Raw genomic sequence first — 21,266 nt, forward strand, 5'->3', positions numbered from 1 at the left:
GTTCTCCTTCTGCAGCGCTCAGCGCGCTGCGTCGGCGATGGTCTCGCGTGCGGCCGAGACGACCGCCTCGGCGGTGACGCCGAACTTCTCGAACAGGGTCTTGTAGTCGGCCGACGCGCCGAAGTGGTCGATGCCGATCGAGCGACCGCGGTCGCCCACGATTCCGCGCCAGCTGGCGACGGAGCCCGCCTCCACCGAGACGCGCGCGGTGATCGACGCCGGCAGCACCGACTCGCGGTACGCCTCGTCCTGCTCGGCGAACCACTCCAGCGAGGGGGCCGAGACGACGCGCGCGCCCACGCCCTCCGCGGCGAGCGTCTCGCGCGCGGCGACCGCGAGCTGCACCTCGGAGCCGGTGGCGATCAGGATCACGTCCGGCGTGCCGTTCGGCGCCTCGGCGAGCACGTAGGCGCCCTTGGCGGTGTGCGCCGCCGAGGCGAACGTGTCGCCCGAGGCCTCGCCGTCGCCGCGCTCGAAGACGGCGATGTTCTGCCGCGTCAGGGCGATGCCGGCCGGGCCGCCGTGACGGCAGAGCAGCTCGAGCCACGCGGCGGCGGTCTCGTTGGCGTCGGCGGGGCGCACCACGGTGAAGTTCGGGATCAGTCGCAGCGACGCGAGCTGCTCGATCGGCTGGTGGGTCGGGCCGTCCTCGCCGAGGGCCACCGAGTCGTGGGTCCAGACGAAGATGCTCGGCACGTTCATCAGGGCGGCCAGACGCACGGCCGGGCGCATGTAGTCGCTGAAGATGAGGAACGTGCCGCCGAACGCGCGGGTGGGCCCGTGCAGCACGATGCCGTTGATGATCGCGCCCATCGCGTGCTCGCGGATGCCGAAGTGCAGCACCCGTCCGTAGGGGGCGCCCTTCCACTCGTGCGTCGACCACTCCGTCGGGATGAACGACGGGGCGCCCTTGATGGTCGTCAGGTTCGACTCGGCCAGGTCGGCCGAACCACCCCACAGCTCGGGGAGCTGGGCGGCGAGAGCGTTGATGACCTGTCCGGATGCCGCTCGGGTCGAGACGTCCTTGCCGGCTTCGAAGACCGGCAGGGCGTCGGCGATGCCCTCGGGCAGCTCGTGCGCCTCGAGACGGTCGAGCAGCGCCTTGCGCTCGGGGTTCGCCTCGGCCCAGGCGTCGAACGACTTCTGCCACTCGGCACGCGCCTCGGCCGCCCGCTGCGCGAGTTCCCGGGTGTGCGCGATGACGTCGTCGGCGACGGCGAAGTGCTGCTCCGGGTCGAACCCGAGCACCTTCTTCGTCGCGGCCAGCTCGTCGGCGCCCAGCGCGGAGCCGTGGATCTTGCCGGTGTTCTGCTTGCCGGGGGAGGGCCAGCCGATGATCGTCTTCAGGATGATCAGCGAGGGCTTGGACTGCTCGCCCTGCGCCGCGGCGATCGCGGCGTGCAGCTCGGCGACGTCCTCGACGTACTCGCCGGTCTTCTTCCAGTCGACGGTCTGCACGTGCCAGCCGTACGCCTCGTAGCGAGCGGCCACGTCCTCGGTGAAGGCGACATCGGTGTCGTCCTCGATCGAGATCTGGTTGGAGTCGTAGATCGCGATGAGGTTGCCCAGCTGCTGGTGGCCGGCCAGCGAGGACGCCTCGCTGGTCACGCCCTCCTGCAGGTCGCCGTCACCGGCGATCACGTAGACGAAGTGGTCGAACGGGCTCGTGCCGGCGGCGGCATCCGGGTCGAACAGCCCGCGCTCGTACCGGGCGGCGTACGCGAAGCCGACAGCTGACGCGAGGCCCTGACCGAGGGGACCGGTGGTGATCTCGACGCCCTTGGTGTGCCCGTACTCAGGGTGCCCAGGGGTCTTCGAACCCCAGGTGCGCAGCGACTCGAGGTCTTCGAGCTCGAGTCCGAAGCCGCCGAGGTACAGCTGCACGTACTGCGTGAGCGAGGAGTGGCCGACCGACAGGATGAAGCGGTCACGGCCGAGCCAGTCGGTGTCGGTGGGGTCGTGACGCATCACGCGCTGGTAGAGGAGGTACGCCGCGGGAGCGAGGCTCATCGCCGTGCCGGGGTGGCCGTTGCCCACCTTCTCGACAGCATCCGCCGCGAGCACCCGGGCGGTGTCCACCGCTCGTCGGTCGATCTCATCCCAGTGCAGTTCTGCCACAGCCATACTCCTTTAGACGCTCGGGGACGCTCCCGCATTCCTGCGCCTTCCTCGTCTTCACGGAGTGGATGTGCACAGCAGCGGGTGCGCGAGTGGGTTTCAGCATAGCGGTGCGCACACGACGGGTCGGCGTGTGTTGCACGCGACGGCACGGCCGCGGCAGACCCCCTTCGGCGCGGGTTCTGAGCGGCGTGCCGAGTCACCCGCCGAAGGCCGGGCTCGACACGCCTGGTGGCATAGAATGGGGGCACATCCGCCATGTATAAGGAGGGGATCGCGATCTCGACGACATCGCAGACCGCCGCGATTCATCACTCGCTCGGTCAGAGGATCCGCGGTTACATCGCCCTCACCAAGCCTCGCGTACTCGAGCTTCTGCTCGTCTCCACCGTTCCGGTGATGTTCCTGGCCGAGGGCGGGATGCCCGATCTTTGGCTCGTCATCGCGACCGTCATCGGCGGTGCGATGAGCGCATCCTCGGCGGCCTCGTTCAACATGTACCTCGATCGCGACATCGACGTGCACATGAAGCGCACCGAGAACCGGCCGCTCGTGACCGGCGAGGTCTCTCCGCGCGGTGCCCTGGTCTTCTCGTGGGTGCTGGCCGTGGCATCCACCGTCTGGCTGCTGCTCACGACCAACTGGCTCGCCGCGACGCTCTCGGTGATCGCCATCTTCTTCTACGTCGTGATCTACACGATGATCCTCAAGCGCCGCACCGAGCAGAACATCGTCTGGGGCGGCATCGCGGGATGCTTCCCCGTGCTGATCGGCTGGAGCGCCGTCACCGGGTCGCTCGACTGGCCGCCGCTGGTTCTCTTCGTGCTCGTCTTCCTCTGGACGCCGCCGCACTACTGGCCGCTGTCGATGAAGTACAAGGACGACTACGACGACGTCGACGTGCCGATGCTCGGCGTCACCCGGTCGGCCTCGCAGGTGGGTCTGCAGGTCATCCTGTACGCGTGGGCGACCGTCGCGTGCTCGCTGCTGCTCGTGCCCGTCGCGCACATGGGACTCGTCTACACCGTCTCGGCCCTCGTCTTCGGCGGCTGGTTCATCTACGAGTCGCACCGCCTGTACAACCGGGCCGTGCACGGCGACGAGGCGCGGCCGATGCGGGTGTTCCACGCGTCGATCACCTACCTCACCCTGATCTTCGTCGCCGTCGCGGTCGACCCGCTGCTGCCGTTCTGATCCTCCGATCGACATCACGAACAGGCCCCCGCCGGANNTCCGGCGGGGGCCTGTTCGTGGCGGCGAGTCTGGTCAGGCCGCGGGCTTCTTCAGTCTGGTGATGACCACGGTGTACGTCGCGGCAGACAGCGCGGCGAGCACCATGTGGATGCCGACCAGCACCGGGGGCAGACCGGTGCGCGCCTGCAGCACGCCGACGCCGACCTGCACGAGGATCGCGACGACGAGCACGAGCATCCACCGGCGCGGCGGCAGCTTCAGCACCCACGCCGACACGGCCAGGATCAGCACGAGGACTGCCAGCACGTAGCCCGGCCAGGCGTGCACGTGGGCGAGGATGCTGGCGTCGAAGCCCTGCCGCTGGATGTCGATGTCGCCGGAGTGGGGGCCTGAGCCCGTGGTCAGCACGCCGAAGACGATCGTGAGAGCCAGCGCGACACCGGTGAGATGCGCCGTGATCGAGAACCAGGCCGGAACGGCCGGGATGCGCCTGCCCGGCTGCGCGCGCAGGCGCACGAGGAACAGGGCCGTGACGCACACGAGAAGCAGGGACACCGTGTAGTGGAAGCCGACGAGGAACGGGTTGAGGCTGCTGATCACCGCGAAGCCGCCGACGACCGCCTGCGCCATCACGCCCACCAGCACCACCCAGGCCAGGACGGCGAGGTCGCGCCGCTCGGTCGTCTGCCGGAGCGAGTCGACGGCTCCCACCAGCACCGCGAGGAGCAGCACGGCGGACATGAGCGCCGCATCCGGAAGACCCAGCGCGGACGCCGCGATGTACACCGCGACCCCTGCGGCGATGCCGCCGAGCGCGAACCAGACGGCGCGCAGCACCAGTCGGCGTCCGCTGATGACGTGCAGCGTGAGCATGAGCACGGCGAGCGCGAGCAGACCCACGACGCCGGTCATCACCCGATTGCCGAACTCGATCGCCCCGTGCACGCCCTGCACCTCGAGGATCGGCACGAGCGACTCCGGCGTGCACAGCGGCCACTCCGTGCAGCCCAGGCCGGAGCCGGTCAGCCGCACGGCGCCGCCGGTGCCGATGATCAGCACCTCGGCGGCGAACGACAGCCACGCGAAGACGCGCAGCCGTCGGCCGATCGTCGTCGGCAGCCAGGTCAGGGTGTCGCCCGGCGTGCGCCTGCGCGGGAGGGTATCCGTAGCGGCGTTGTGGTTCATGGTGCCTCCGGTTCGCGGAATCGACAGGCGGGCGCGGCCCGCTCGCGAGGCGGAACCTGTAGAATCGGGATTGTGATGAGGGGCGCACACAGCGCGGATTCCCTCACCGACAGTTTAGGCGCGAGTCTCGCGCCGAAGATGAGGGCCCATGAGCGGCATCCTTTTCCCGAAGACTCGACGGGGAACCGGTGTGCCGGGGCGGATGACACCGTCTGGGCCGTGTTGAGGAGAGTGTGTCATGTCGGATGTCCTGATCGACCGCCCGGAACTGGATGGGCTGGGGGTGTACGAGTTCGGCTGGCACGACGCCGATGCCGCCGGAGCCAGCGCGCGCCGCGGTCTCTCCGAGGACGTCGTGCGCGACATCTCCGCTCTCAAGAACGAGCCGGAGTGGATGCTGAAGACCCGCCTCAAGGGGCTGTCGCTGTTCGACCGCAAGCCGATGCCCACCTGGGGTGCGGATCTCAGCGACATCGACTTCGACAACATCAAGTACTTCGTCCGCTCCACCGAGAAGCAGGCGCAGAGCTGGGAAGACCTTCCCGACGACATCAAGAACACCTACGAGCGTCTCGGCATCCCCGAGGCCGAGCGTCAGCGTCTCGTCGCCGGCGTCGCCGCGCAGTACGAGTCCGAGGTCGTCTACCACCAGATCCGTGAGGACCTCGAGGCCCAGGGCGTCATCTTCATGGACACCGACACGGCGCTGCGCGAGCACCCCGAGTTCTTCGAGGAGTACTTCGGCACCGTGATCCCGACCGGCGACAACAAGTTCGCCGCGCTCAACACGGCGGTGTGGTCGGGCGGCTCGTTCGTGTACGTGCCCAAGGGCGTTCACGTCGAGATCCCGCTGCAGGCGTACTTCCGCATCAACACCGAGAACATGGGTCAGTTCGAGCGGACCCTGATCATCGCCGACGAGGACAGCTACGTCCACTACATCGAGGGCTGCACCGCCCCGATCTACAAGTCGGACTCGCTGCACTCGGCCGTCGTCGAGATCATCGTGAAGAAGAACGCCCGCGTGCGCTACACGACGATCCAGAACTGGTCGAACAACGTCTACAACCTCGTCACCAAGCGCGCGGTCGCCCACGAGGGCGCGACGATGGAGTGGGTCGACGGCAACATCGGCTCCAAGGTGACGATGAAGTACCCCTCCATCTACCTGATGGGCGAGCACGCCAAGGGCGAGACCCTGTCGGTCGCCTTCGCCGGTCCCGGTCAGCACCAGGACGCGGGCGCGAAGATGGTGCACATGGCGCCGTACACGCAGTCGTCGATCGTGTCGAAGTCGATCGCCCGCGGCGGCGGCCGCGCCGGGTACCGCGGCGAGGTCCGCGTGGACGCCGCTGCGCACCACTCCGCCAACTCGGTGGTCTGCGACGCGCTTCTCGTCGACACGCAGTCGCGCTCCGACACGTACCCGGCGATCGACATCCGCGTCGACGATGTCCAGCTCGGTCATGAGGCCACGGTCTCGAAGGTCAGCGAGGAGCAGCTCTTCTACCTGCAGTCCCGCGGCATCGAGGAGACCGAGGCGATGGCGATGATCGTGCGCGGGTTCATCGAGCCCATCGCACGCGAGCTGCCCATGGAGTACGCGATGGAACTGAACAAGCTCATCGAGATGGGCATGGAAGGATCGGTCGGCTGATGACGGCCCCCACCCAGGCGCCCGAGCTGGCGCCGCAGACGAACGCGCACATCGACCCTGCCGCGCAGGTCGCGAGCGCCGGCTTCGTGCCGGTGCAGACCCGCTCCGAGCGTCCGAGGTCGTTCGACCCGGACGACTTCGGCGTTCCGACCGGCCGTGAGGTCAACTGGAAGCACACCCCCGTCGCGCAGATGAAGACGCTGTTCGACACCGCAGCCGCGAGCGACGCGGTCACCTACACCTTCAGTCACGAGCAGTACGTCAGCGCGCCGCTCGCGCACGGCGCCTCGCCGCGGGGCGAGTTCTTCGTCCCGGAGGACGTCGTCTCGGCCGTGGCATGGCAGGGTGCGGCCGAGGCGCTGCACCTCAGCATCCCGGCCGATGAGGAGGTCGCAGAGCCGATCGTCGTGACGATCGACGGCAGCGGCGGCCGCGCTGACGCGCACCTCGTGATCGAGGCCGGACGCCACAGCGTCGCCACCGNNCGGTACGGCGGAGTACGCGCAGAACGTCGAGATCATCGTGCGCGACGGCGCGAAGCTCAAGGTCGTGACCGTGCAGCGCTGGGAGGACGACGCGGTGCACGCGGCCGCCCACCAGGCGCGCGTCGACCGCGACGCCGAGCTCACGCACATCGTGGTCAGCCTCGGCGGCGGCGTCGTGCGGGTGAACCCGAACGTCGAGCTCGCGGGCACCGGGTCGCACGGCTACCTGTACGGGCTGTCGTTCGCCGACTCCGGCCAGCACCTGGAGAGCCAGGTCTACCTGCACCACAAGGGTGCGCACACCACGGGCGATGTGCTGTATAAGGGCGCGCTGCACGGTCAGAGCGCGCACAGCGTCTGGATCGGCGACGTGCTGATCGGACCGGACGCGACCGGCACCGACTCGTACGAGGCGAACCGCAACCTCGTGCTCACCGAGGGCGCCCGCGCCGACTCGATCCCGAACCTCGAGATCCAGACCGGCGACATCGCCGGGGCGGGACACGCGAGTGCGACGGGTCGCTTCGACGACGAGCAGCTGTTCTACCTGCAGGCGCGAGGCATCTCCGAGGAGGAGGCGCGCCGCCTGGTCGTGTTCGGCTTCCTCACCGAGGTCGTGCAGCGCATCGGCATCCCGACGCTGCAGGACGAGCTGACCGCCGCGCTCGAGGCCGAGCTCGAGGCGGTGACCCGATGAGCGCACAGCGCGCCTGCAGTGTCAGCGAGCTGGAGCAGGACACGCCGCTGCGCGTCGAGCTCGACGGCATCGCGATCTCGATCGTGAAGGACAGCGACGACGAGATCCACGCGATCGGCGACCGCTGCACGCACGGCGACATCTCGCTCTCCGAGGGGTTCGTGGAAGGCAAGACGCTGGAATGCTGGGCCCACGGCTCGGCGTTCTCGCTCGAGACCGGCCACCCCCTCAACCTCCCCGCTTACGAGCCCGTCCCGGTGTTCGTCGTCGAGATCGACGGTGACGACGTGCTCATCGACCCCACTGTCACTAAGGAAGTCTGAATGTCTGTTCTCGAGATCCGCGACCTGCACGTAACGGTCGAGACCGACCAGGGCGAGACGCCGATCCTCAACGGGATCGACCTCACCATCAAGACCGGTGAGACGCACGCCATCATGGGCCCCAACGGCTCGGGCAAGTCGACGCTCGCCTACACGATCGCCGGCCACCCCAAGTACACCGTCACGCAGGGCACCATCACCTTCGACGGTGCGGACGTGCTCGAGATGAGCGTCGACGAGCGCGCCCGCGCCGGCCTCTTCCTCGCGATGCAGTACCCGGTCGAGATCCCCGGTGTCACGGTCACGAACTTCCTGCGCACCGCCAAGACCGCGATCGACGGCGAGGCGCCCTCGATCCGGCAGTGGACGAAGGACGTCAAGGCGGCCATGTCGAACCTGCGCATGGACCCCAAGTTCGCTCAGCGAAACGTCAACGAGGGCTTCTCGGGTGGCGAGAAGAAGCGTCACGAGATCATGCAGCTCGAGGTGCTCAAGCCGAAGCTCGCCGTTCTCGACGAGACCGACTCCGGTCTCGACGTCGACGCGCTGAAGATCGTCTCCGAGGGCGTCAACCGCGCCAAGGACGCCACGAACCTCGGTGTGCTGCTGATCACCCACTACACCCGCATCCTGCGCTACATCCGCCCCGACTACGTGCACGTCGTCGTCAAGGGACGGATCGTGGAGGAGGGCGGACCCGAGCTCGCCGACCGGCTCGAGGCGGAGGGCTACGATCGCTTCCTCGACCCCGCCGAGCCGATCGAAGCGTAGGCTGGGAGCATGACCGCGACGCTCAGCTCCGAGAAGTTCGACGAGGTCACCGAGGCTCTCAAGGACGTGATGGATCCCGAGCTCGGGATCAACGTCGTCGATCTCGGCCTCATCTACGATCTCTCGTGGGACGACGAGAACGACGCACTCGTGATCCACATGACGCTGACCAGCGCCGGATGCCCGCTCACCGACGTCCTCGAGGAGCAGACCGCCCAGGCGCTGGACTCGGTCGTCGAGCAGTTCCGGATCAACTGGGTGTGGATGCCGCCGTGGGGCCCGGAGCGGATCACGGACGACGGGCGCGACATGATGCGCGCCCTCGGGTTCGCGATCTGAGCTGACGGGCGTCGGCGACTGGGTCGAGGTCGACAAGATCTGCCGACCCACGCTGTAGGTGTCGGCGTGCGCCGCCTGGGATCTTCTCAATACTGTGGGAATCGACAACGTGACAGCCGCTTCGGTGCACGTAACCCACGACCTCGGAGGATCCATGGCTCCCGACCGCCGTCCGCTCAGCGCTGATCTGGCGCGCATCGCCGTCTTCGCCGCACTGGTGATCGTGCTCGGCACGGTGATGGTGCCGCTGCCGAGCGGTGTTCCGATCACCGGTCAGACGCTCGGCGTCATGCTCGCTGGACTCGTGCTCGGCGCGCGCCGTGCGCCGCTGTCGGTGCTGCTCATGCTCGCACTCGCGGCGATCGGACTCCCGGTGCTGGCCGGGGGACGCGGTGGGCTCGGAGCCTTTGTCGGGCCGACCGCCGGATACATGGCGGGCTGGGTCGTCGGGGCGGTCGTGATCGGCCTGATCGCGCACAGTGGGCGCTTCACCTGGTGGCGTGCGGCCACCGGATCCCTCGTCGGCGGCATCATCGTCGTCTACCTCTTCGGGATCCCGGTGCAGGCCGCTGTCACCGGCGTGCCGCTCGACCTGACGGCGCTGTCGACCGTCGCCTTCCTTCCCGGCGACCTGATCAAGGCGACGCTGGCGACCGTGCTCGCGGTCGCGCTCCGCCGGGCGTACCCCCGGGCCTTCCCGGCGGGAGTCGGCGCGCCTGCGCGAGCTGTCGGCGCCACTCCCGTCCCCGCGCGGTGACAACCGCTCACATCGCCTTCGACGACGTGTCCTACGTCGTCGACGATGCTCCGATCCTGCGTGGCGTCACGACCCGGTTGACCGCGTCACGCACGGCGGTGATCGGCGCCAACGGCTCGGGGAAGTCGACGTTCGCCCGCATGATCAACGGGCTGCGTCAGCCGACCTCCGGCTCCGTCCGCGTGCTGGGACTCGACCCGGCGGCCGATGCCGCGAGGGTGCGCTCGCGGGTGGGCTTCGTGTTCACCAACCCCGAGGCTCAGATCCTCATGCCGACACCAGCCGAGGATCTCGCGCTCTCTCTCGGCTCCCTGTCGCGAGCGATGCGCACGCTGCGCGTCGAGCAGATCCTCGAGCAGTACGGGCTGGCCGGGCGGGGCGATCAGCCCGTCTCCGAGCTCTCGGGCGGCCAGCGACAGCTGCTGGCGCTAGCTGCGGTGCTGTGCACCGATCCCCGGCTGGTCGTCGCGGATGAGCCGACCACGCTGCTCGATCTGCGCAACGCCCGCCGGATCGCCGACCTGCTGCTCACGCTGCCGGTGCCGGTCGTGATCGTCACACACGATCTGGAGCTGGCGGCGCGCTGCGACGCGGCGGTGCTCTTCGACGGCGGGCGCCTGGTCGAGACGGGGGAGCCGCCAGCCGTGATCGAGACGTATCGGCGGATCAGCGCGTGATCTCCCTGTATCGGGCCGGCGACAGCATCCTGCACCGGATCCCCGCCGGGTGGAAGCTTCTCGCGCTGGCGATCTGCGCGCTGGCCATCTCGATCACGCGTCTGCCCACGACCGGGACCATCGTGCTGCTCGGTGCGGCCACGACCGTGCTGCTCTCGACCGGCGCGGGCCTGCGGGGGACAGCTCTGGCCTGGTGGCGGCTGCGCTGGCTGATCGTCGTGCTGGGCGGCGCGCTGGTCGTCTTCGTCGACGTCACCGCCGCGGTGCAGAGCACCGGCCGGGTGGTGGCCATGCTCCTGCTGGCGGAGGCGGTGACGAGGACCACCAGGACGGGCGACCTGCTCGACGTGCTGCGCCGGCTGTTCCGGCCGCTGCGCGTGTTCGGCGTGGATCCTGAGACCCCGGCTCTCGCCGTCTCGCTGACGATCACGATGGTGCCCGTGCTCGCCGGCCTCCTCGAGCAGGTGCGCGACGCGCAGCGCGCGAGGGGAGTGCGGCTCGGTGTGCGGGCCGCCGTGCCCCTGCTCGTGCTCGCGATGAAGCACGCCGACGACGTGGGCGATGCGCTCACCGCCCGAGGGCTCGCCCGCTGACCTCACGGGCCGGCCGTGGGGCGGGGGCGCGGGCGTCCTCCCATCCTGAAAGGCCCCGCATCGCCCGCGAACTATACTGGGAGGCTGGCCCCTCGGCCGCTCTCCCCTCTACGAACGGATACCGCTGTGCTCGCCGTGCATGACCTCGAGATCCGCGTCGGAGCACGTGTGCTCATGTCGGACGTCTCGTTCCGGGTCGCCGCCGGCGACAAGATCGGCCTCGTCGGCCGCAACGGCGCCGGCAAGACCACCCTGACGAAGGTGCTCGCCGGCGACGTGCTGGCCTCCGAGGGCAAGGTCACACGATCGGGCGAGATCGGGTACCTCCCGCAGGATCCGCGCATCGGCGACCCTGAGATGCTCGCCAGGACCCGCATCCTCGATGCGCGCGGTCTGGGCACGATCCAGCTCGGCATCGCCACGGCCTCGCACGACATGGCATCCGATGATACGAAGATCGCCGAGCGCGCCATGCGCAAGTTCGCCAACCTCACCGAGCGGTTCGAGGCGCTCGGAGGCTATGCGGCCGAGGCCGAGGCGGCGTCCATCGCCAACAACCTCTCGCTGCCCGATCGCATCCTCGATCAGCCGCTGAGCACGCTCTCCGGCGGCCAGCGTCGAAGGATCGAGCTCGCCCGCATCCTGTTCTCCGACGCCGACACGATGATCCTCGACGAGCCCACCAACCACCTCGACGCCGACAGCGTGGTGTGGCTGCGCGAGTTCCTGAAGAACTACAAGGGCGGGCTCATCGTGATCAGCCACGATGTCGAGCTCGTCGGCGAGACGGTCAACCGCGTGTTCTACCTCGACGCGAACCGCCAGGTCATCGACATGTACAACATGAACTGGAAGAACTACCTGCGCCAGCGGGTGGCGGATGAGGAGCGCCGCAAGAAGGAGCGCGCCAACGCCGAGAAGAAGGCCACCCAGCTGCAGCTGCAGGCCGCGCGGTTCGGCGCCAAGGCGTCGAAGGCCGCCGCGGCGCACCAGATGGTCGCGCGCGCCGAGAAGCTGCTGTCGGGCCTCGACGAGGTGCGTCAGGTCGACCGGGTCGCGAAGCTGCGCTTCCCCAAGCCCGCGCCGTGCGGGAAGACGCCGCTGATGGCATCCGGGCTGTCGAAGTCGTACGGCTCGCTCGAGATCTTCACCGACGTCGATCTCGCTATCGACCGCGGCTCGAAGGTCGTCGTGCTGGGGCTGAACGGTGCGGGCAAGACCACGCTGCTGCGTCTGCTCGCCGGCGTCGACCAGCCCGACACGGGTCAGCTCGAGCCAGGCCACGGCTTGAAGATCGGCTACTACGCGCAGGAGCACGAGAACCTCGACGTGAAGCGGTCGGTGCTGGAGAACATGATCTCCGCGGCCCCCGATCTGAACGAGACCGAGGCGCGCAAGGTGCTCGGATCCTTCCTCTTCACCGGTGACGACGTGCACAAGCCCGCCGGCGTGCTCTCGGGCGGCGAGAAGACTCGTCTGTCGCTGGCGACGCTGGTCGTGTCGGCGGCGAACATGCTGCTGCTCGACGAGCCGACGAACAACCTCGACCCCGCCTCCCGCGAGGAGATCCTGGGCGCGCTCGCGCACTACGAGGGAGCGGTCGTGCTCGTCTCGCACGACCCCGGTGCGGTGGCGTCGCTCAATCCCGAGCGCGTGCTGATCCTGCCCGACGGCGTCGAGGACATCTGGAGCAAGGAGTACCAGGACCTCATCGAGCTCGCCTGAGGCGCTCGCCTGCGGCGCTGACCGCTGCGGGTCAGCGTGTCGCGGAGTCGAGCAGCGCGTCCTCGTCGTCGGCGTCCCGGTCGCGGCGACGCGGCTGGCGGGTCGGCAGCTCTCCGGCATCCTCCTTCGCCTTCACGATCTCGATGCGGATGACGTAGCCGATGAAGGCGAAGCCCATCACCGCGAACAGGATCCACTGGATCGCGTACGACAGATGCGGGCCGGGGTCGTCGGTGGGGGAGGTGAACCCGCCCAGAGCGGATGCCGCGGCCGGATCCTCGGAGACGAGCTGTCCGTAGGCGCTCGTCACGAGCGCCGGATTCACCCGCTCGGCGATCGTGGGGAGATGGATCGTGGGCACCTGTCCCGCCGGCGCACTGCGACCCGACGAGGGCAGGCGCTCGCCCGGACGCAGCCGCACCACCACGGTGCTCTCGCCCGCGGGGGGCGCGGGAACCGTCTTCGGAACGGCGTCCTCGCCCGACGAGATCCAGCCGCGGTCGACCAGCAGGACCAGGCCGCTCTCATCCCGGAAGGGCACCAGCACCTCGAACGCGCTCGTGCCGCCGTGCGGACGGTTGCGCACGAGAAGCTGCTGGTCGGCGAGGTACTCCCCGCGCAGCAGCACCGGATGCCACTCGTCGGCCGGCGCGAGCGCTGCGTCGTCACCGAGCAGCTCGGCGACGGGCACCGGCTCCGCGTCGTAGTTGCGCTCGACCAGCGCGATCTGCTCCGCACGCGCCTCGTTGCGGTCGAACTGCCACTGCGACAGGAAGGCGCATGCGATCGCGAAGCCGATCGCGACGAGCAGGTATATGCCCCAGCGCATCAGACGGCTCACGCGGGCATCCCCTCGTGCACGGTGACGGGGAAGTCCCTCGCCCGGAGATAGTCGCTCAGGAACCCCACGTGCGCGTCGCAGGCGAGCCAGATCTTGCGTCGGTCCTCGGCGTGGATGCGCGGGTTGCGCCAGACGATGTGGTGGGTGGCGCGTTCTCGGCATTCCGCCCGCGCGCACTCGAGCTCGGCTGTCATCGCTCGCCGGCCTCGCGGTCGCCCGGTCTCTCGATGATGGTGATGACGTCCGGATCCGCGCCGGTGGGTGCGGGGGCGGAGGCGCGTGGCGCTTCGAGCTGCGTGACCGGCGACTCGACGGTGCTGGAGGTGCTGTCGCTGCCCGCGTTCGCGTAGACGACGGCGATGTACGGGAGGAAGATCGCGGCGACGGCGAACGCCCACGTCCACCACCCGAGCGGCTGCACGAGCACCATGAGCAGGAAGCAGACCGTGCGGATGATCATCGTCAGCGCGTACCGGCGCACGCGGTGGTCCGCCTCGGCCTGCGGCGACTGCGGCAGGGAGGTGACAGCGGGGGCGCGGCGCTTCTCTTTCACGGTGCTTCCAGCCTACGCCGCGCGCGGCATGCCGGACGCCGCTCGGCGGGCCGCGCGCGGCAGGACGTGGTCGGTAGGATGGCGTGCGATCCGATCCCCAGTCAGGAGCCCTACATGAGCGCTGAGCGCGTCGTCCTCGTCACCGGCGGAAACCGCGGCATCGGCCGTGCCATCGCCGAACGCTTCGTCCGCGACGGATACCGCGTCGCGGTCACGGCACGCAGCGGCGAGGGCCCCGAGGGCACTCTGACCGTGCGTGCCGACGTCACCGACGCCGCCGCCATCGACGCGGCGTTCACCGAGGTCGAGCAGCAGCTCGGACCGGTCGAGATCGTCGTCGCCAACGCCGGGATCACCAAGGACACCCTTCTGATGCGCATGAGCGAGGACGACTTCGACAGCGTCGTGGCGACCAACCTCGGCGGCACCTTCCGGGTCGTCAAGCGCGCCTCGAAGGGCATGCTGCGCGCGCGCTTCGGACGCGTCATCCTGATCTCCAGTGTCGTCGGCCTGTACGGCTCGGCAGGGCAGGTCAACTACTCGGCCTCCAAGAGCGCGCTGGTCGGCTTCGCCCGCTCGCTCACCCGGGAGCTGGGCGGTCGCGGCATCACCGCGAACGTGGTCGCACCGGGGTTCATCGAGACCGACATGACGGCGCAGCTGCCCGAGGACACGCAGAAGCAGTACAAGGCGAGCATCCCTGCAGGCCGTTTCGCGACGCCGGACGAGGTGGCCGGTGCGGTCGTGTGGCTCGCGGGCGACGACGCGGCCTACATCTCGGGAGCCGTCATCCCGGTCGACGGCGGGCTCGGCATGGGGCACTGAGCCCGGCCGGCGCGGACCGGGACTAGCGGCCCCCTCAGGGCAGCAGCGGGATGATCTCGGACAGATCCTGCGGCCCGACGACGAGCGACGCCGCCGCGCGCACGGCGGGCTTGGCGTTGAACGCGATCCCGAGCCCTGCCACGGCCATCATCGTGAGATCGTTCGCGCCGTCCCCGATCGCGATCGTCGCGTGCGGTGCGACGCCCAGTTCAGCGGCCCAGCTCTGCAGCGACGCCGCCTTCGCGTCGGCGTCGACGATCTCCCCGTCGACGGCGCCGGCGAGCACGTCGCCCTCGAGCAGAAGCCGGTTCGCCCGCCAGCGATCGACGCCCAGACCCGGTGCGATGTGGTCGAGGATCTCGTGGAACCCGCCGGAGACCACGCCGACGACACCGCCGCGCTCATGCACCGCCGCGGTCAGCTCGCGCACGCCCGGCGTGGGCTCGATCCGGGCGCGCACGCGCTCGAAGGCGGCGGTGGGCACGCCGCGCAGCGCGTCGACACGTGAACGCAGGCTCGTCGCGAAGTCCACCTCACCGCGCATCGCCGCCTCGGTGGCCGCCTGCACCTCGGCGCGGCGACCCGCCTCGTCGGCGAGGAGTTCGATCACCTCATTGCGGATGAGGGTGGAATCGGCATCGAGGACGACGAGGAATCGCGCAGCGGTCACCCGTCGAGCGTAGCGCTCAGCGGGTGACGCGCACGCCCTTGCCGACGACCGTGATGCCCGAGTCGGTCACCGTGAAGCCGCGTTCCAGGTCGCGTTCGCGGTCCACCCCGACCGTCGCGCCGTCCTCGAGGATGACGTTCTTGTCGAGGACCGCGCGACGCACGCGGGACCCGAGCCCCATGTGCACGTTGTCGAGGAGCACCGAGTCGGTGATCGTCGAGCCGCCCAGCGCGACGCCGCGCAGCCCGATCACGCTCCGCTCGATGTGCGTGCCCGAGAGCACCGAGCCCGCGGCGACGATCGAGTCGATCGCGTTGCCGATCCTGCCGACCGCATCCCGCACGAACTTGGCCGGCGGCATGTTGACGTTCTGCGTGCGGATCGGCCAGTCGGTGTTGTACAGGTTGAAGATCGGCAGCGTCGAGATCAGGTCCATGTGGGCGTCGAAGTACGAGTCGATGGTCCCGACATCCCGCCAGTACGAGCGATCCCGCGGCGACGAGCCGGGCACATCGTTCTGCTTCATGTCGTAGTAGCCCGCCTCGCCGCGCTGCACGAAGTAGGGGATGATGTCGCCGCCCATGTCGTGCCCGGATGAGGCGGATTCGCCGTCCGCCTCCACCGCGGCGACGAGCGCGTCGGCGTTGAAGACGTAGTTGCCCATGGAGACGAGCACCTCGTCGGGGGAGTCGGAAAGCCCGACCGGGTCGGCCGGCTTCTCGAGGAAGTCGCGGATGCGTCCGGTGTCGGGATCCGCGTCGATCACCCCGAACTGCGAGGCCAGCGCGATCGGCTGACGGATGCCGGCCACGGTGGCGGGCGCGCCGGACGCGATGTGCGCGTCGATCATCTGCTGGAAGTCCATGCGGTAGACGTGATCCGCGCCGATCACGACGACGATGTCCGGCTTCTCGTCGTTGATGAGGTTGAGGCTCTGCAGGATCGCGTCGGCGGAGCCGGAGAACCAGCGCTTCCCGAGACGCTGCTGGGCAGGAACGGAGGTGACGTACGAGTCGAGCAGCGCCGACATCCGCCAGTTCTGCGAGACGTGCCGGTCGAGGCTGTGCGACTTGTACTGCGTCAGCACGACGACCTGCCGCAGGCCCGAGTTGATGAGGTTGGATATCGCGAAGTCGATCAGGCGGTACTGGCCGCCGAAGGGCACCGCAGGCTTGGCTCTGTCCGCGGTGAGGGGCATGAGGCGCTTGCCCTCACCGCCGGCGAGGATGATCCCGAAAACCTTCTTTGGAGCCGACATGCGTCCACCATAGAGCGCCCGACGACCGATGTACTACCGTGCAGACATGCGAGTCGACATCATCACCAAGGAATATCCGCCGGAGATCTACGGCGGCGCCGGCGTGCATGTCGCCGAGCTCGTGGCGGCGCTGCGCAGCAGCATCGAGGTGCAGGTGCGCGCCTTCGGGGCCGAGCGCGCCGAGCCGGGCACGCACGCGTATCGGGTCCCGGCGGAGCTGGCCGCGGCGAATCCCGCGCTGCAGACCCTCGGCACGGATCTGGTCATGGTCGGCGACGTCGCCGGAGCCGACCTCGTGCACAGTCACACCTGGTACGCGAACTTCGCCGGCCATCTCGCGTCTCAGCTGCACGGCATCCCGCACGTGCTCACCGCGCACAGCCTCGAGCCGCTGCGGCCGTGGAAGGCCGAGCAGCTCGGCGGCGGCTACGCGGTCTCGAGTGGAATCGAGCGGCTCGCGTACGAGAACGCCGCCGCGATCGTTGCCGTCAGCGACGGCATGCGCCAGGACATCCTGCGCAGCTACCCGCAGGTCGACCCGCAGCGTGTGCGCGTGATCCACAACGGCATCGACGTCGAGCGCTGGCGCCCGGTCGAGAACCCCGAGTTCCTGGCGAGCATCGGGATGGATTCGTCTCGCCCGTCGGTGGTCTTCGTCGGACGCATCACCAGGCAGAAGGGGCTGCCGTATCTGCTGCGCGCCGCCCGGCTGCTGCCGCCGGACGTGCAGCTCGTGCTGTGCGCCGGCGCTCCCGACACCCCCGAGATCATGGCGGAGGTGCAGGAGGGCGTCCGCCTGCTGCAGCAGACGCGCGAGGGGGTCATCTGGATTGAGCGGATGCTGCCGCGCGACGAGCTGTCGGCGATCCTCGCCGCCGCCACCACGTTCGTGTGCCCCTCGGTGTACGAGCCGCTGGGCATCGTCAACCTCGAGGCGATGGCGTGCGGCGCCGCGGTGGTCGGCACCGCAACGGGTGGTATCCCCGAGGTCGTCGACGACGGGGTGACGGGGCGGCTGGTGCCGATCGAGCAGCTGCAGGACGGCACCGGGACTCCCGTGGATCCCGAGCGCTACGTCTCGGATCTCGCCGCCGCGCTCACCGAGGTCACGGGCGACCCCGCACGGGCGCGACAGTACGGCGAGGCCGGAAGGGAGCGAGCCCGCAGCCAGTTCAGCTGGGGCGCGATCGCCGACACCACGCGCGCGCTCTACGAGGAGCTGACCGCCTGAGCCGATAGGCTGACCTCATGTCGAGCGCTCTGGATCTCACCGATGTCGTCGTGCGTCGCGAAGGCCGCAACATCGTCGATCGGGTGACCTGGTCGGTATCCGAGGATCAGCGCTGGGTGGTGCTCGGGCCCAACGGCGCCGGCAAGACGACGCTGCTGCAGCTCGCCGACACCCTCATGCACCCGACGTCGGGCACGGTGACCGTGCTCGGCGAGACCCTCGGACGCACCGACGTGTTCGAGCTGCGGCCGCGGATCGGCTTCGCCTCGTCCGCCATGGCCCGCCGCATTCCGCGCGACGAGACCGTGCTCAACGCGGTCATGACCGCCGCGTTCAGCGTGATGGGTCGCTGGAACGAGGACTACGAGGCCATCGATGAGCGGCGCGCGCGGCGTGTGCTCGCCGACTGGCGCCTGGAGCACCTCGCGGAGCGCCTGTTCGGAACGCTCAGCGACGGCGAGCAGAAGCGCGTGCAGATCGCCCGCGCGGTGATGACCGATCCGGAGCTGCTGCTGCTCGACGAGCCCACGGCGAGCCTCGACCTCGGCGCCCGCGAGGAGCTGCTGCAGCTGCTCGGCGGGTACGCCGCATCGCCGACCACCCCGGCGATGGTCATGGTGACCCACCACGTCGAGGAGATCCCGGTGGGCTTCACACACGTGCTGCTGCTGCGTGACGGCGCTGTCGTCGCCGGTGGGCCGATCGCCGAGACGCTGACGGCGGAAGCGCTCACCGAGGCGTTCGGCATGCCGATCGTGCTCACGCAGGACGGCGGCCGCTACGCCGCACGCGCCGCCTGAGTGGTGCTAAAGTAGATCCTTGGTGCGATAGCACCACAGACTTCCCTCGACTCTGGCAGAATCCAGGGCACCACGTAAGGAACCCCATGAAGACTGACATCCACCCCGACTACCGCGCGGTCGTTTTCCGTGACCTCGGCTCGGGAGAGACCTTCCTCACCCGCTCCACCGTCACGAGCGACAAGACCATCGAGCTGGACGGTGTGGAGTACCCCGTCATCGATGTCGAGATCTCGTCGGCTTCGCACCCGTTCTACACGGGCAAGCAGCGCATCATGGACTCGGCCGGTCGTGTCGAGCGGTTCAACCAGCGCTTCAAGAACTTCGGCGGCTCCGCCAAGTAAGCAGCCGCAGCGAAGGCCCCGCCCCGGCGGGGCCTTCGTCGTGCCCGGGCTCCGCGATCGGGCACCTGGCCTCATCGCATCCGGCCCCTCGCATCCGGCGTGCGGCGCCCTCAGCCTCGAACCGGCCACGAGCCGTCGAGACGCTGCTCGGGGTCGATCCGCCCGATCCCGATGAAGTACTCCGTGAGGCTCGCCGCCTGGTCCCGTGCCCACCCGATCTGCCTGGTGTGCAGGTCGGCTGCCGAGCGGGGCAGCGAGAACCGGCGGGCGAGGGCGAGCGCCACCCGCCCCGCGGCCACGGCATCCGCCGACGCCTCATGCGCGTCATCCAGAGGCACCGCGTAGTGATCGGCGACGACGGTGAGCGTGCGCTTGCCGCGACGGTATCGGTCGAACGCCTTGTCGAGGACCAGCGGGTCGATGACCGGCGACGGACTGATCAGCTCGGGGATCCCGTGGCGGCGCGCCTCGTGCGCGAGGAGCGAGAAGTCGTACGAGGCGTTGTACGCGACGATCGGCAGACCCTGCGCGAACAGTGCGCGAAGGGCATGCACGATCTCGGCCACCACCTCACGCGCCGGTCGACCGTCGGCCCTGGCCTGCTCGGTGCTGATCCCGTGGACGGCCGCCGCGCCGTCGGGGATGGGCACTCCCGGATCGGCCAGCCAGTCACGGGCGGCGAGCTCCCTGCCGTGCCGATCGAGCACCCCGACGTGCGCGGTGACGATGCGATCCTGCGCCACATCGACGCCGGTCGTCTCGAGATCGAACACGCCCACGCGGGTGAGCCAGGCCGGAGCATCGAGCGGGAAGGTCATGCCGACACCATAGGAGGGGGCGCCGACACGGCCCGATTCCGCACCGACGGCCCGGGATCACTACGCTGTGCTGGTGACCTGGACGGTATGGCTCTCCCTGTTGGCCGCATGCGTGGTGATCAGCTTCACACCCGGGGCCGGGGCGATCAACACGATGAGCAACGCCCTCGTGCAGGGCTGGCGCCGTTCGCTGTGGGGCGTGCTCGGCCAGCAGGCCGCTCTCATCGTGCACGTGGTCATCGTCGCGGCGGGGGTGGGCCTGGTCGTCTCGCGATCGCCGCTGCTCTTCGAGATCATCAGGTACGCCGGCGCCGCCTACCTGATCTATCTCGGCATCCGCCTCCTCCTGACGCCGCCGCAGCCGCAGGGCGTCGACACGACCATCTCGGCGCGCGAAGGCGCATGGTCGATCTTCCGGCGGGGATTCTGGGTGAACCTGCTCAACCCGAAGGCGATCGTGTTCTTCCTCGCCTTCGTGCCGCAGTTCGTCCGGTTGGACCGCGACCCGCTGCCGCAGTACCTGGTGCTCGTCGGCACCGTGATCGTCGTGGACATCCTGGTGATGTGGTTCTTCTTCGCCGCCGCCGCCAAATCGTTCCGGCGGTTCACGACCCACGCCCGCGGTCAGCGCGTCCTGAACTCGGTCTTCGGCGCCCTTTTCATCGCCGTCGCCGCCCTGCTGCTGTTCCTGCACTGACGACCCACCTGCTCGCGCGGTATTCCTGCACCGATCGCGTCGGCGGCCGGTTGTCCACCGTCGCCGCGATACCGGCTCCGTGCGACCCGCGGCGGCATGCACTGTGGTCGAACCCGGGCTGGTCCCGGCAACGAAGGAGCACGCTATGAGCATCACCAACGACGTCCTGACCATCGCCGGGAACATCGGCAACGACCCGACCGGCAACGAGACCCGAAGCGGCAAGGCGGTGATCAACTTCCGCGTCGCCACCTCGTCCGGGTACTTCGATCAGCGCACCGGCGCCTGGGTCGACGGGGTCACCAACTGGTATGCGGTTTCGGCGTTCGGCAAGCTCGCCGAGCACGCGAAGGCGTCGCTGCACCGCGGCGACCCCGTCATCGTCGTCGGGCGTCTGCGCCAGAAGGAGTGGGAGGCGAACGGCAAGAAGGGCATCGACATCGAGCTCACCGCCGACGCGATCGGCCACGACCTGCGGCGCGGTACGAGCGCGTTCGTGCGCCGCCCGCGTCCGGAGCAGGCCAGCGTGCCGCCCGCCGGCGACGACGCACCGGCGTTCGACGAGCCCACCGCGGCGGATCATGAGGCGTGGGCAGACGCCGGGCTGCGTCCGGCCGGTGGGTCGGATTCCGACGACCCCGCGGGGGAGTCCCGCGATGACGCTCTGACCTTCGCGTGATGCCCGACGCGGCGGGGACGCAGAACCGA

The 21,266-nt window shown here is 69.3% G+C and carries 23 protein-coding genes and 2 pseudogenes; 17 read left to right on the top strand and 8 right to left on the bottom strand.

The genetic code is table 11. From position 1 onward, the window contains the following. Positions 1 to 18: 18 nt before the first annotated feature. A complete protein-coding gene (gene tkt / locus BFN01_RS07980) occupies positions 19 to 2,118 on the bottom strand; it encodes a transketolase (RefSeq protein WP_071643394.1) in 2,100 nt (699 codons plus the stop codon). Positions 2,119 to 2,376: 258 nt separating this feature from the next. On the opposite strand from tkt, the gene BFN01_RS07985 reads away from it, so the two are divergent. Further along, positions 2,377 to 3,312, top strand: coding sequence for a heme o synthase (locus BFN01_RS07985; RefSeq protein ID WP_071643396.1), 936 nt, complete (start codon positions 2,377 to 2,379; stop codon positions 3,310 to 3,312). A 72-nt stretch (positions 3,313 to 3,384) separates the two neighbouring features. Here BFN01_RS07985 and BFN01_RS07990 read toward each other — a convergent pair whose 3' ends face one another. Continuing rightward, positions 3,385 to 4,497, bottom strand: coding sequence for a heme A synthase (locus BFN01_RS07990; protein WP_071643398.1), 1,113 nt, complete (start codon positions 4,495 to 4,497; stop codon positions 3,385 to 3,387). Between the two features lie 238 nt (positions 4,498 to 4,735). On the opposite strand from BFN01_RS07990, the gene sufB reads away from it, so the two are divergent. The 10 genes and pseudogenes from sufB (at position 4,736) to BFN01_RS08035 (ending at position 12,521) form a co-directional block, all read left to right on the top strand. Further along, positions 4,736 to 6,154 carry a Fe-S cluster assembly protein SufB gene (sufB, locus tag BFN01_RS07995; RefSeq protein ID WP_071643400.1) on the top strand — a complete coding sequence of 473 codons (1,419 nt, stop codon included), beginning with the start codon at positions 4,736 to 4,738 and terminating at the stop codon, positions 6,152 to 6,154. Between the two features lie 50 nt (positions 6,155 to 6,204). Next, positions 6,205 to 6,637, top strand: a pseudogene (locus BFN01_RS15810) (Fe-S cluster assembly protein SufD); the annotation flags it as partial. Positions 6,638 to 6,639: 2 nt separating this feature from the next. After that, positions 6,640 to 7,336 (top strand): annotated as a pseudogene (locus BFN01_RS15815) (SufD family Fe-S cluster assembly protein); the annotation flags it as partial. Beyond that, a complete protein-coding gene (locus BFN01_RS08005; RefSeq protein WP_071643402.1) occupies positions 7,333 to 7,659 on the top strand; it encodes a non-heme iron oxygenase ferredoxin subunit in 327 nt (108 codons plus the stop codon). The pseudogene BFN01_RS15815 and the gene BFN01_RS08005, both read left to right, overlap by 4 nt. Further along, positions 7,660 to 8,430 (top strand): Fe-S cluster assembly ATPase SufC, encoded by a 771-nt coding sequence (gene sufC / locus BFN01_RS08010; protein WP_071643404.1) that lies wholly within the window; start codon positions 7,660 to 7,662, stop codon positions 8,428 to 8,430. It begins immediately after the preceding gene. A 9-nt stretch (positions 8,431 to 8,439) separates the two neighbouring features. Further along, positions 8,440 to 8,769 carry a metal-sulfur cluster assembly factor gene (locus tag BFN01_RS08015; protein WP_071643408.1) on the top strand — a complete coding sequence of 110 codons (330 nt, stop codon included), beginning with the start codon at positions 8,440 to 8,442 and terminating at the stop codon, positions 8,767 to 8,769. Positions 8,770 to 8,923: 154 nt separating this feature from the next. Then, positions 8,924 to 9,526, top strand: coding sequence for a biotin transporter BioY (locus BFN01_RS08020; RefSeq protein ID WP_071643415.1), 603 nt, complete (start codon positions 8,924 to 8,926; stop codon positions 9,524 to 9,526). Then, positions 9,523 to 10,203, top strand: a complete 681-nt coding sequence (locus tag BFN01_RS08025) for an energy-coupling factor ABC transporter ATP-binding protein (RefSeq protein WP_083428720.1) — start codon at positions 9,523 to 9,525, stop codon at positions 10,201 to 10,203. Before BFN01_RS08020 ends, BFN01_RS08025 begins: the two co-directional genes overlap by 4 nt. Continuing rightward, a complete protein-coding gene (locus BFN01_RS08030; RefSeq protein ID WP_071643417.1) occupies positions 10,200 to 10,796 on the top strand; it encodes an energy-coupling factor transporter transmembrane protein EcfT in 597 nt (198 codons plus the stop codon). The genes BFN01_RS08025 and BFN01_RS08030 overlap by 4 nt, the downstream gene beginning before the upstream one ends. Before the next feature lie 126 nt (positions 10,797 to 10,922). After that, positions 10,923 to 12,521: an ABC-F family ATP-binding cassette domain-containing protein gene (locus tag BFN01_RS08035; RefSeq protein ID WP_071643424.1), complete on the top strand. Its 1,599-nt coding sequence runs from the start codon at positions 10,923 to 10,925 to the stop codon at positions 12,519 to 12,521. A 31-nt stretch (positions 12,522 to 12,552) separates the two neighbouring features. On the opposite strand, the gene BFN01_RS08040 is transcribed toward BFN01_RS08035, so the two are convergent. The 3 genes from BFN01_RS08040 to BFN01_RS08050 are packed head-to-tail and all read right to left on the bottom strand — an operon-like array spanning position 12,553 to position 13,915. After that, positions 12,553 to 13,350, bottom strand: a complete 798-nt coding sequence (locus tag BFN01_RS08040) for an SURF1 family protein (protein ID WP_071643490.1) — start codon at positions 13,348 to 13,350, stop codon at positions 12,553 to 12,555. An 8-nt stretch (positions 13,351 to 13,358) separates the two neighbouring features. After that, positions 13,359 to 13,556: a hypothetical protein gene (locus tag BFN01_RS08045; RefSeq protein WP_071643429.1), complete on the bottom strand. Its 198-nt coding sequence runs from the start codon at positions 13,554 to 13,556 to the stop codon at positions 13,359 to 13,361. Continuing rightward, on the bottom strand, positions 13,553 to 13,915 hold the full coding sequence (locus tag BFN01_RS08050; protein ID WP_071643432.1) for a DUF3099 domain-containing protein: 363 nt from the start codon (positions 13,913 to 13,915) through the stop codon (positions 13,553 to 13,555). Before BFN01_RS08050 ends, BFN01_RS08045 begins: the two co-directional genes overlap by 4 nt. A 114-nt stretch (positions 13,916 to 14,029) precedes the next feature. Here BFN01_RS08050 and BFN01_RS08055 point away from each other — a divergent pair, with 114 nt between their 5' ends. Then, the gene (locus BFN01_RS08055; protein ID WP_071643433.1) at positions 14,030 to 14,740 is read left to right on the top strand and encodes a beta-ketoacyl-ACP reductase; all 711 of its coding nucleotides are present in this window, start codon (positions 14,030 to 14,032) and stop codon (positions 14,738 to 14,740) included. 34 nt (positions 14,741 to 14,774) lie between these two features. On the opposite strand, the gene serB is transcribed toward BFN01_RS08055, so the two are convergent. Further along, positions 14,775 to 15,410: a phosphoserine phosphatase SerB gene (gene serB, locus BFN01_RS08060; RefSeq protein WP_071643436.1), complete on the bottom strand. Its 636-nt coding sequence runs from the start codon at positions 15,408 to 15,410 to the stop codon at positions 14,775 to 14,777. Positions 15,411 to 15,426: 16 nt separating this feature from the next. Further along, positions 15,427 to 16,668 (bottom strand): glucose-1-phosphate adenylyltransferase, encoded by a 1,242-nt coding sequence (gene glgC / locus BFN01_RS08065; RefSeq protein WP_071643438.1) that lies wholly within the window; start codon positions 16,666 to 16,668, stop codon positions 15,427 to 15,429. Positions 16,669 to 16,714: 46 nt separating this feature from the next. Here glgC and glgA point away from each other — a divergent pair, with 46 nt between their 5' ends. The 3 genes from glgA (at position 16,715) to BFN01_RS08080 (ending at position 19,043) form a co-directional block, all read left to right on the top strand. Then, positions 16,715 to 17,899 (top strand): glycogen synthase, encoded by a 1,185-nt coding sequence (gene glgA, locus BFN01_RS08070; protein WP_071643491.1) that lies wholly within the window; start codon positions 16,715 to 16,717, stop codon positions 17,897 to 17,899. A 17-nt stretch (positions 17,900 to 17,916) separates the two neighbouring features. Further along, on the top strand, positions 17,917 to 18,699 hold the full coding sequence (locus BFN01_RS08075) for an ABC transporter ATP-binding protein (protein ID WP_071643442.1): 783 nt from the start codon (positions 17,917 to 17,919) through the stop codon (positions 18,697 to 18,699). A gap of 86 nt (positions 18,700 to 18,785) precedes the next feature. Continuing rightward, complete coding sequence (locus tag BFN01_RS08080) at positions 18,786 to 19,043, top strand: type B 50S ribosomal protein L31 (RefSeq protein WP_071643444.1); 258 nt, start codon at positions 18,786 to 18,788, stop codon at positions 19,041 to 19,043. Positions 19,044 to 19,153: 110 nt separating this feature from the next. Here BFN01_RS08080 and BFN01_RS08085 read toward each other — a convergent pair whose 3' ends face one another. Further along, complete coding sequence (locus BFN01_RS08085) at positions 19,154 to 19,861, bottom strand: 3'-5' exonuclease (protein ID WP_071643446.1); 708 nt, start codon at positions 19,859 to 19,861, stop codon at positions 19,154 to 19,156. A 73-nt stretch (positions 19,862 to 19,934) separates the two neighbouring features. Here BFN01_RS08085 and BFN01_RS08090 point away from each other — a divergent pair, with 73 nt between their 5' ends. Both BFN01_RS08090 and BFN01_RS08095 read left to right on the top strand, forming a co-directional pair. Beyond that, positions 19,935 to 20,558, top strand: coding sequence for a LysE family translocator (locus BFN01_RS08090; RefSeq protein WP_071643492.1), 624 nt, complete (start codon positions 19,935 to 19,937; stop codon positions 20,556 to 20,558). Positions 20,559 to 20,703: 145 nt separating this feature from the next. Next, positions 20,704 to 21,237 (top strand): single-stranded DNA-binding protein, encoded by a 534-nt coding sequence (locus BFN01_RS08095; RefSeq protein WP_071643448.1) that lies wholly within the window; start codon positions 20,704 to 20,706, stop codon positions 21,235 to 21,237. Positions 21,238 to 21,266 lie beyond the last annotated feature (29 nt).

It is taken from the genome of Microbacterium sp. AR7-10 (genome assembly GCF_001878835.1).
Taxonomy (GTDB): domain Bacteria; phylum Actinomycetota; class Actinomycetes; order Actinomycetales; family Microbacteriaceae; genus Microbacterium; species Microbacterium commune.

What these genes read in the sequence shown, in the direction of transcription:
- BFN01_RS07985 (WP_071643396.1), top strand. Translation starts at nt 2,377, where the DNA reads ATGTATAAGGAGGGGATCGCGATCTCGACGACATCGCAGACCGCCGCG.
- BFN01_RS07990 (WP_071643398.1), bottom strand. Translation starts at nt 4,497, where the DNA reads ATGAACCACAACGCCGCTACGGATACCCTCCCGCGCAGGCGCACGCCG.
- sufB (WP_071643400.1), top strand. Translation starts at nt 4,736, where the DNA reads ATGTCGGATGTCCTGATCGACCGCCCGGAACTGGATGGGCTGGGGGTG.
- BFN01_RS08005 (WP_071643402.1), top strand. Translation starts at nt 7,333, where the DNA reads ATGAGCGCACAGCGCGCCTGCAGTGTCAGCGAGCTGGAGCAGGACACG.
- sufC (WP_071643404.1), top strand. Translation starts at nt 7,660, where the DNA reads ATGTCTGTTCTCGAGATCCGCGACCTGCACGTAACGGTCGAGACCGAC.
- BFN01_RS08015 (WP_071643408.1), top strand. Translation starts at nt 8,440, where the DNA reads ATGACCGCGACGCTCAGCTCCGAGAAGTTCGACGAGGTCACCGAGGCT.
- BFN01_RS08020 (WP_071643415.1), top strand. Translation starts at nt 8,924, where the DNA reads ATGGCTCCCGACCGCCGTCCGCTCAGCGCTGATCTGGCGCGCATCGCC.
- BFN01_RS08040 (WP_071643490.1), bottom strand. Translation starts at nt 13,350, where the DNA reads ATGCGCTGGGGCATATACCTGCTCGTCGCGATCGGCTTCGCGATCGCA.
- BFN01_RS08045 (WP_071643429.1), bottom strand. Translation starts at nt 13,556, where the DNA reads ATGACAGCCGAGCTCGAGTGCGCGCGGGCGGAATGCCGAGAACGCGCC.
- BFN01_RS08055 (WP_071643433.1), top strand. Translation starts at nt 14,030, where the DNA reads ATGAGCGCTGAGCGCGTCGTCCTCGTCACCGGCGGAAACCGCGGCATC.
- glgC (WP_071643438.1), bottom strand. Translation starts at nt 16,668, where the DNA reads ATGTCGGCTCCAAAGAAGGTTTTCGGGATCATCCTCGCCGGCGGTGAG.
- glgA (WP_071643491.1), top strand. Translation starts at nt 16,715, where the DNA reads ATGCGAGTCGACATCATCACCAAGGAATATCCGCCGGAGATCTACGGC.
- BFN01_RS08075 (WP_071643442.1), top strand. Translation starts at nt 17,917, where the DNA reads ATGTCGAGCGCTCTGGATCTCACCGATGTCGTCGTGCGTCGCGAAGGC.
- BFN01_RS08080 (WP_071643444.1), top strand. Translation starts at nt 18,786, where the DNA reads ATGAAGACTGACATCCACCCCGACTACCGCGCGGTCGTTTTCCGTGAC.
- BFN01_RS08085 (WP_071643446.1), bottom strand. Translation starts at nt 19,861, where the DNA reads ATGACCTTCCCGCTCGATGCTCCGGCCTGGCTCACCCGCGTGGGCGTG.
- BFN01_RS08095 (WP_071643448.1), top strand. Translation starts at nt 20,704, where the DNA reads ATGAGCATCACCAACGACGTCCTGACCATCGCCGGGAACATCGGCAAC.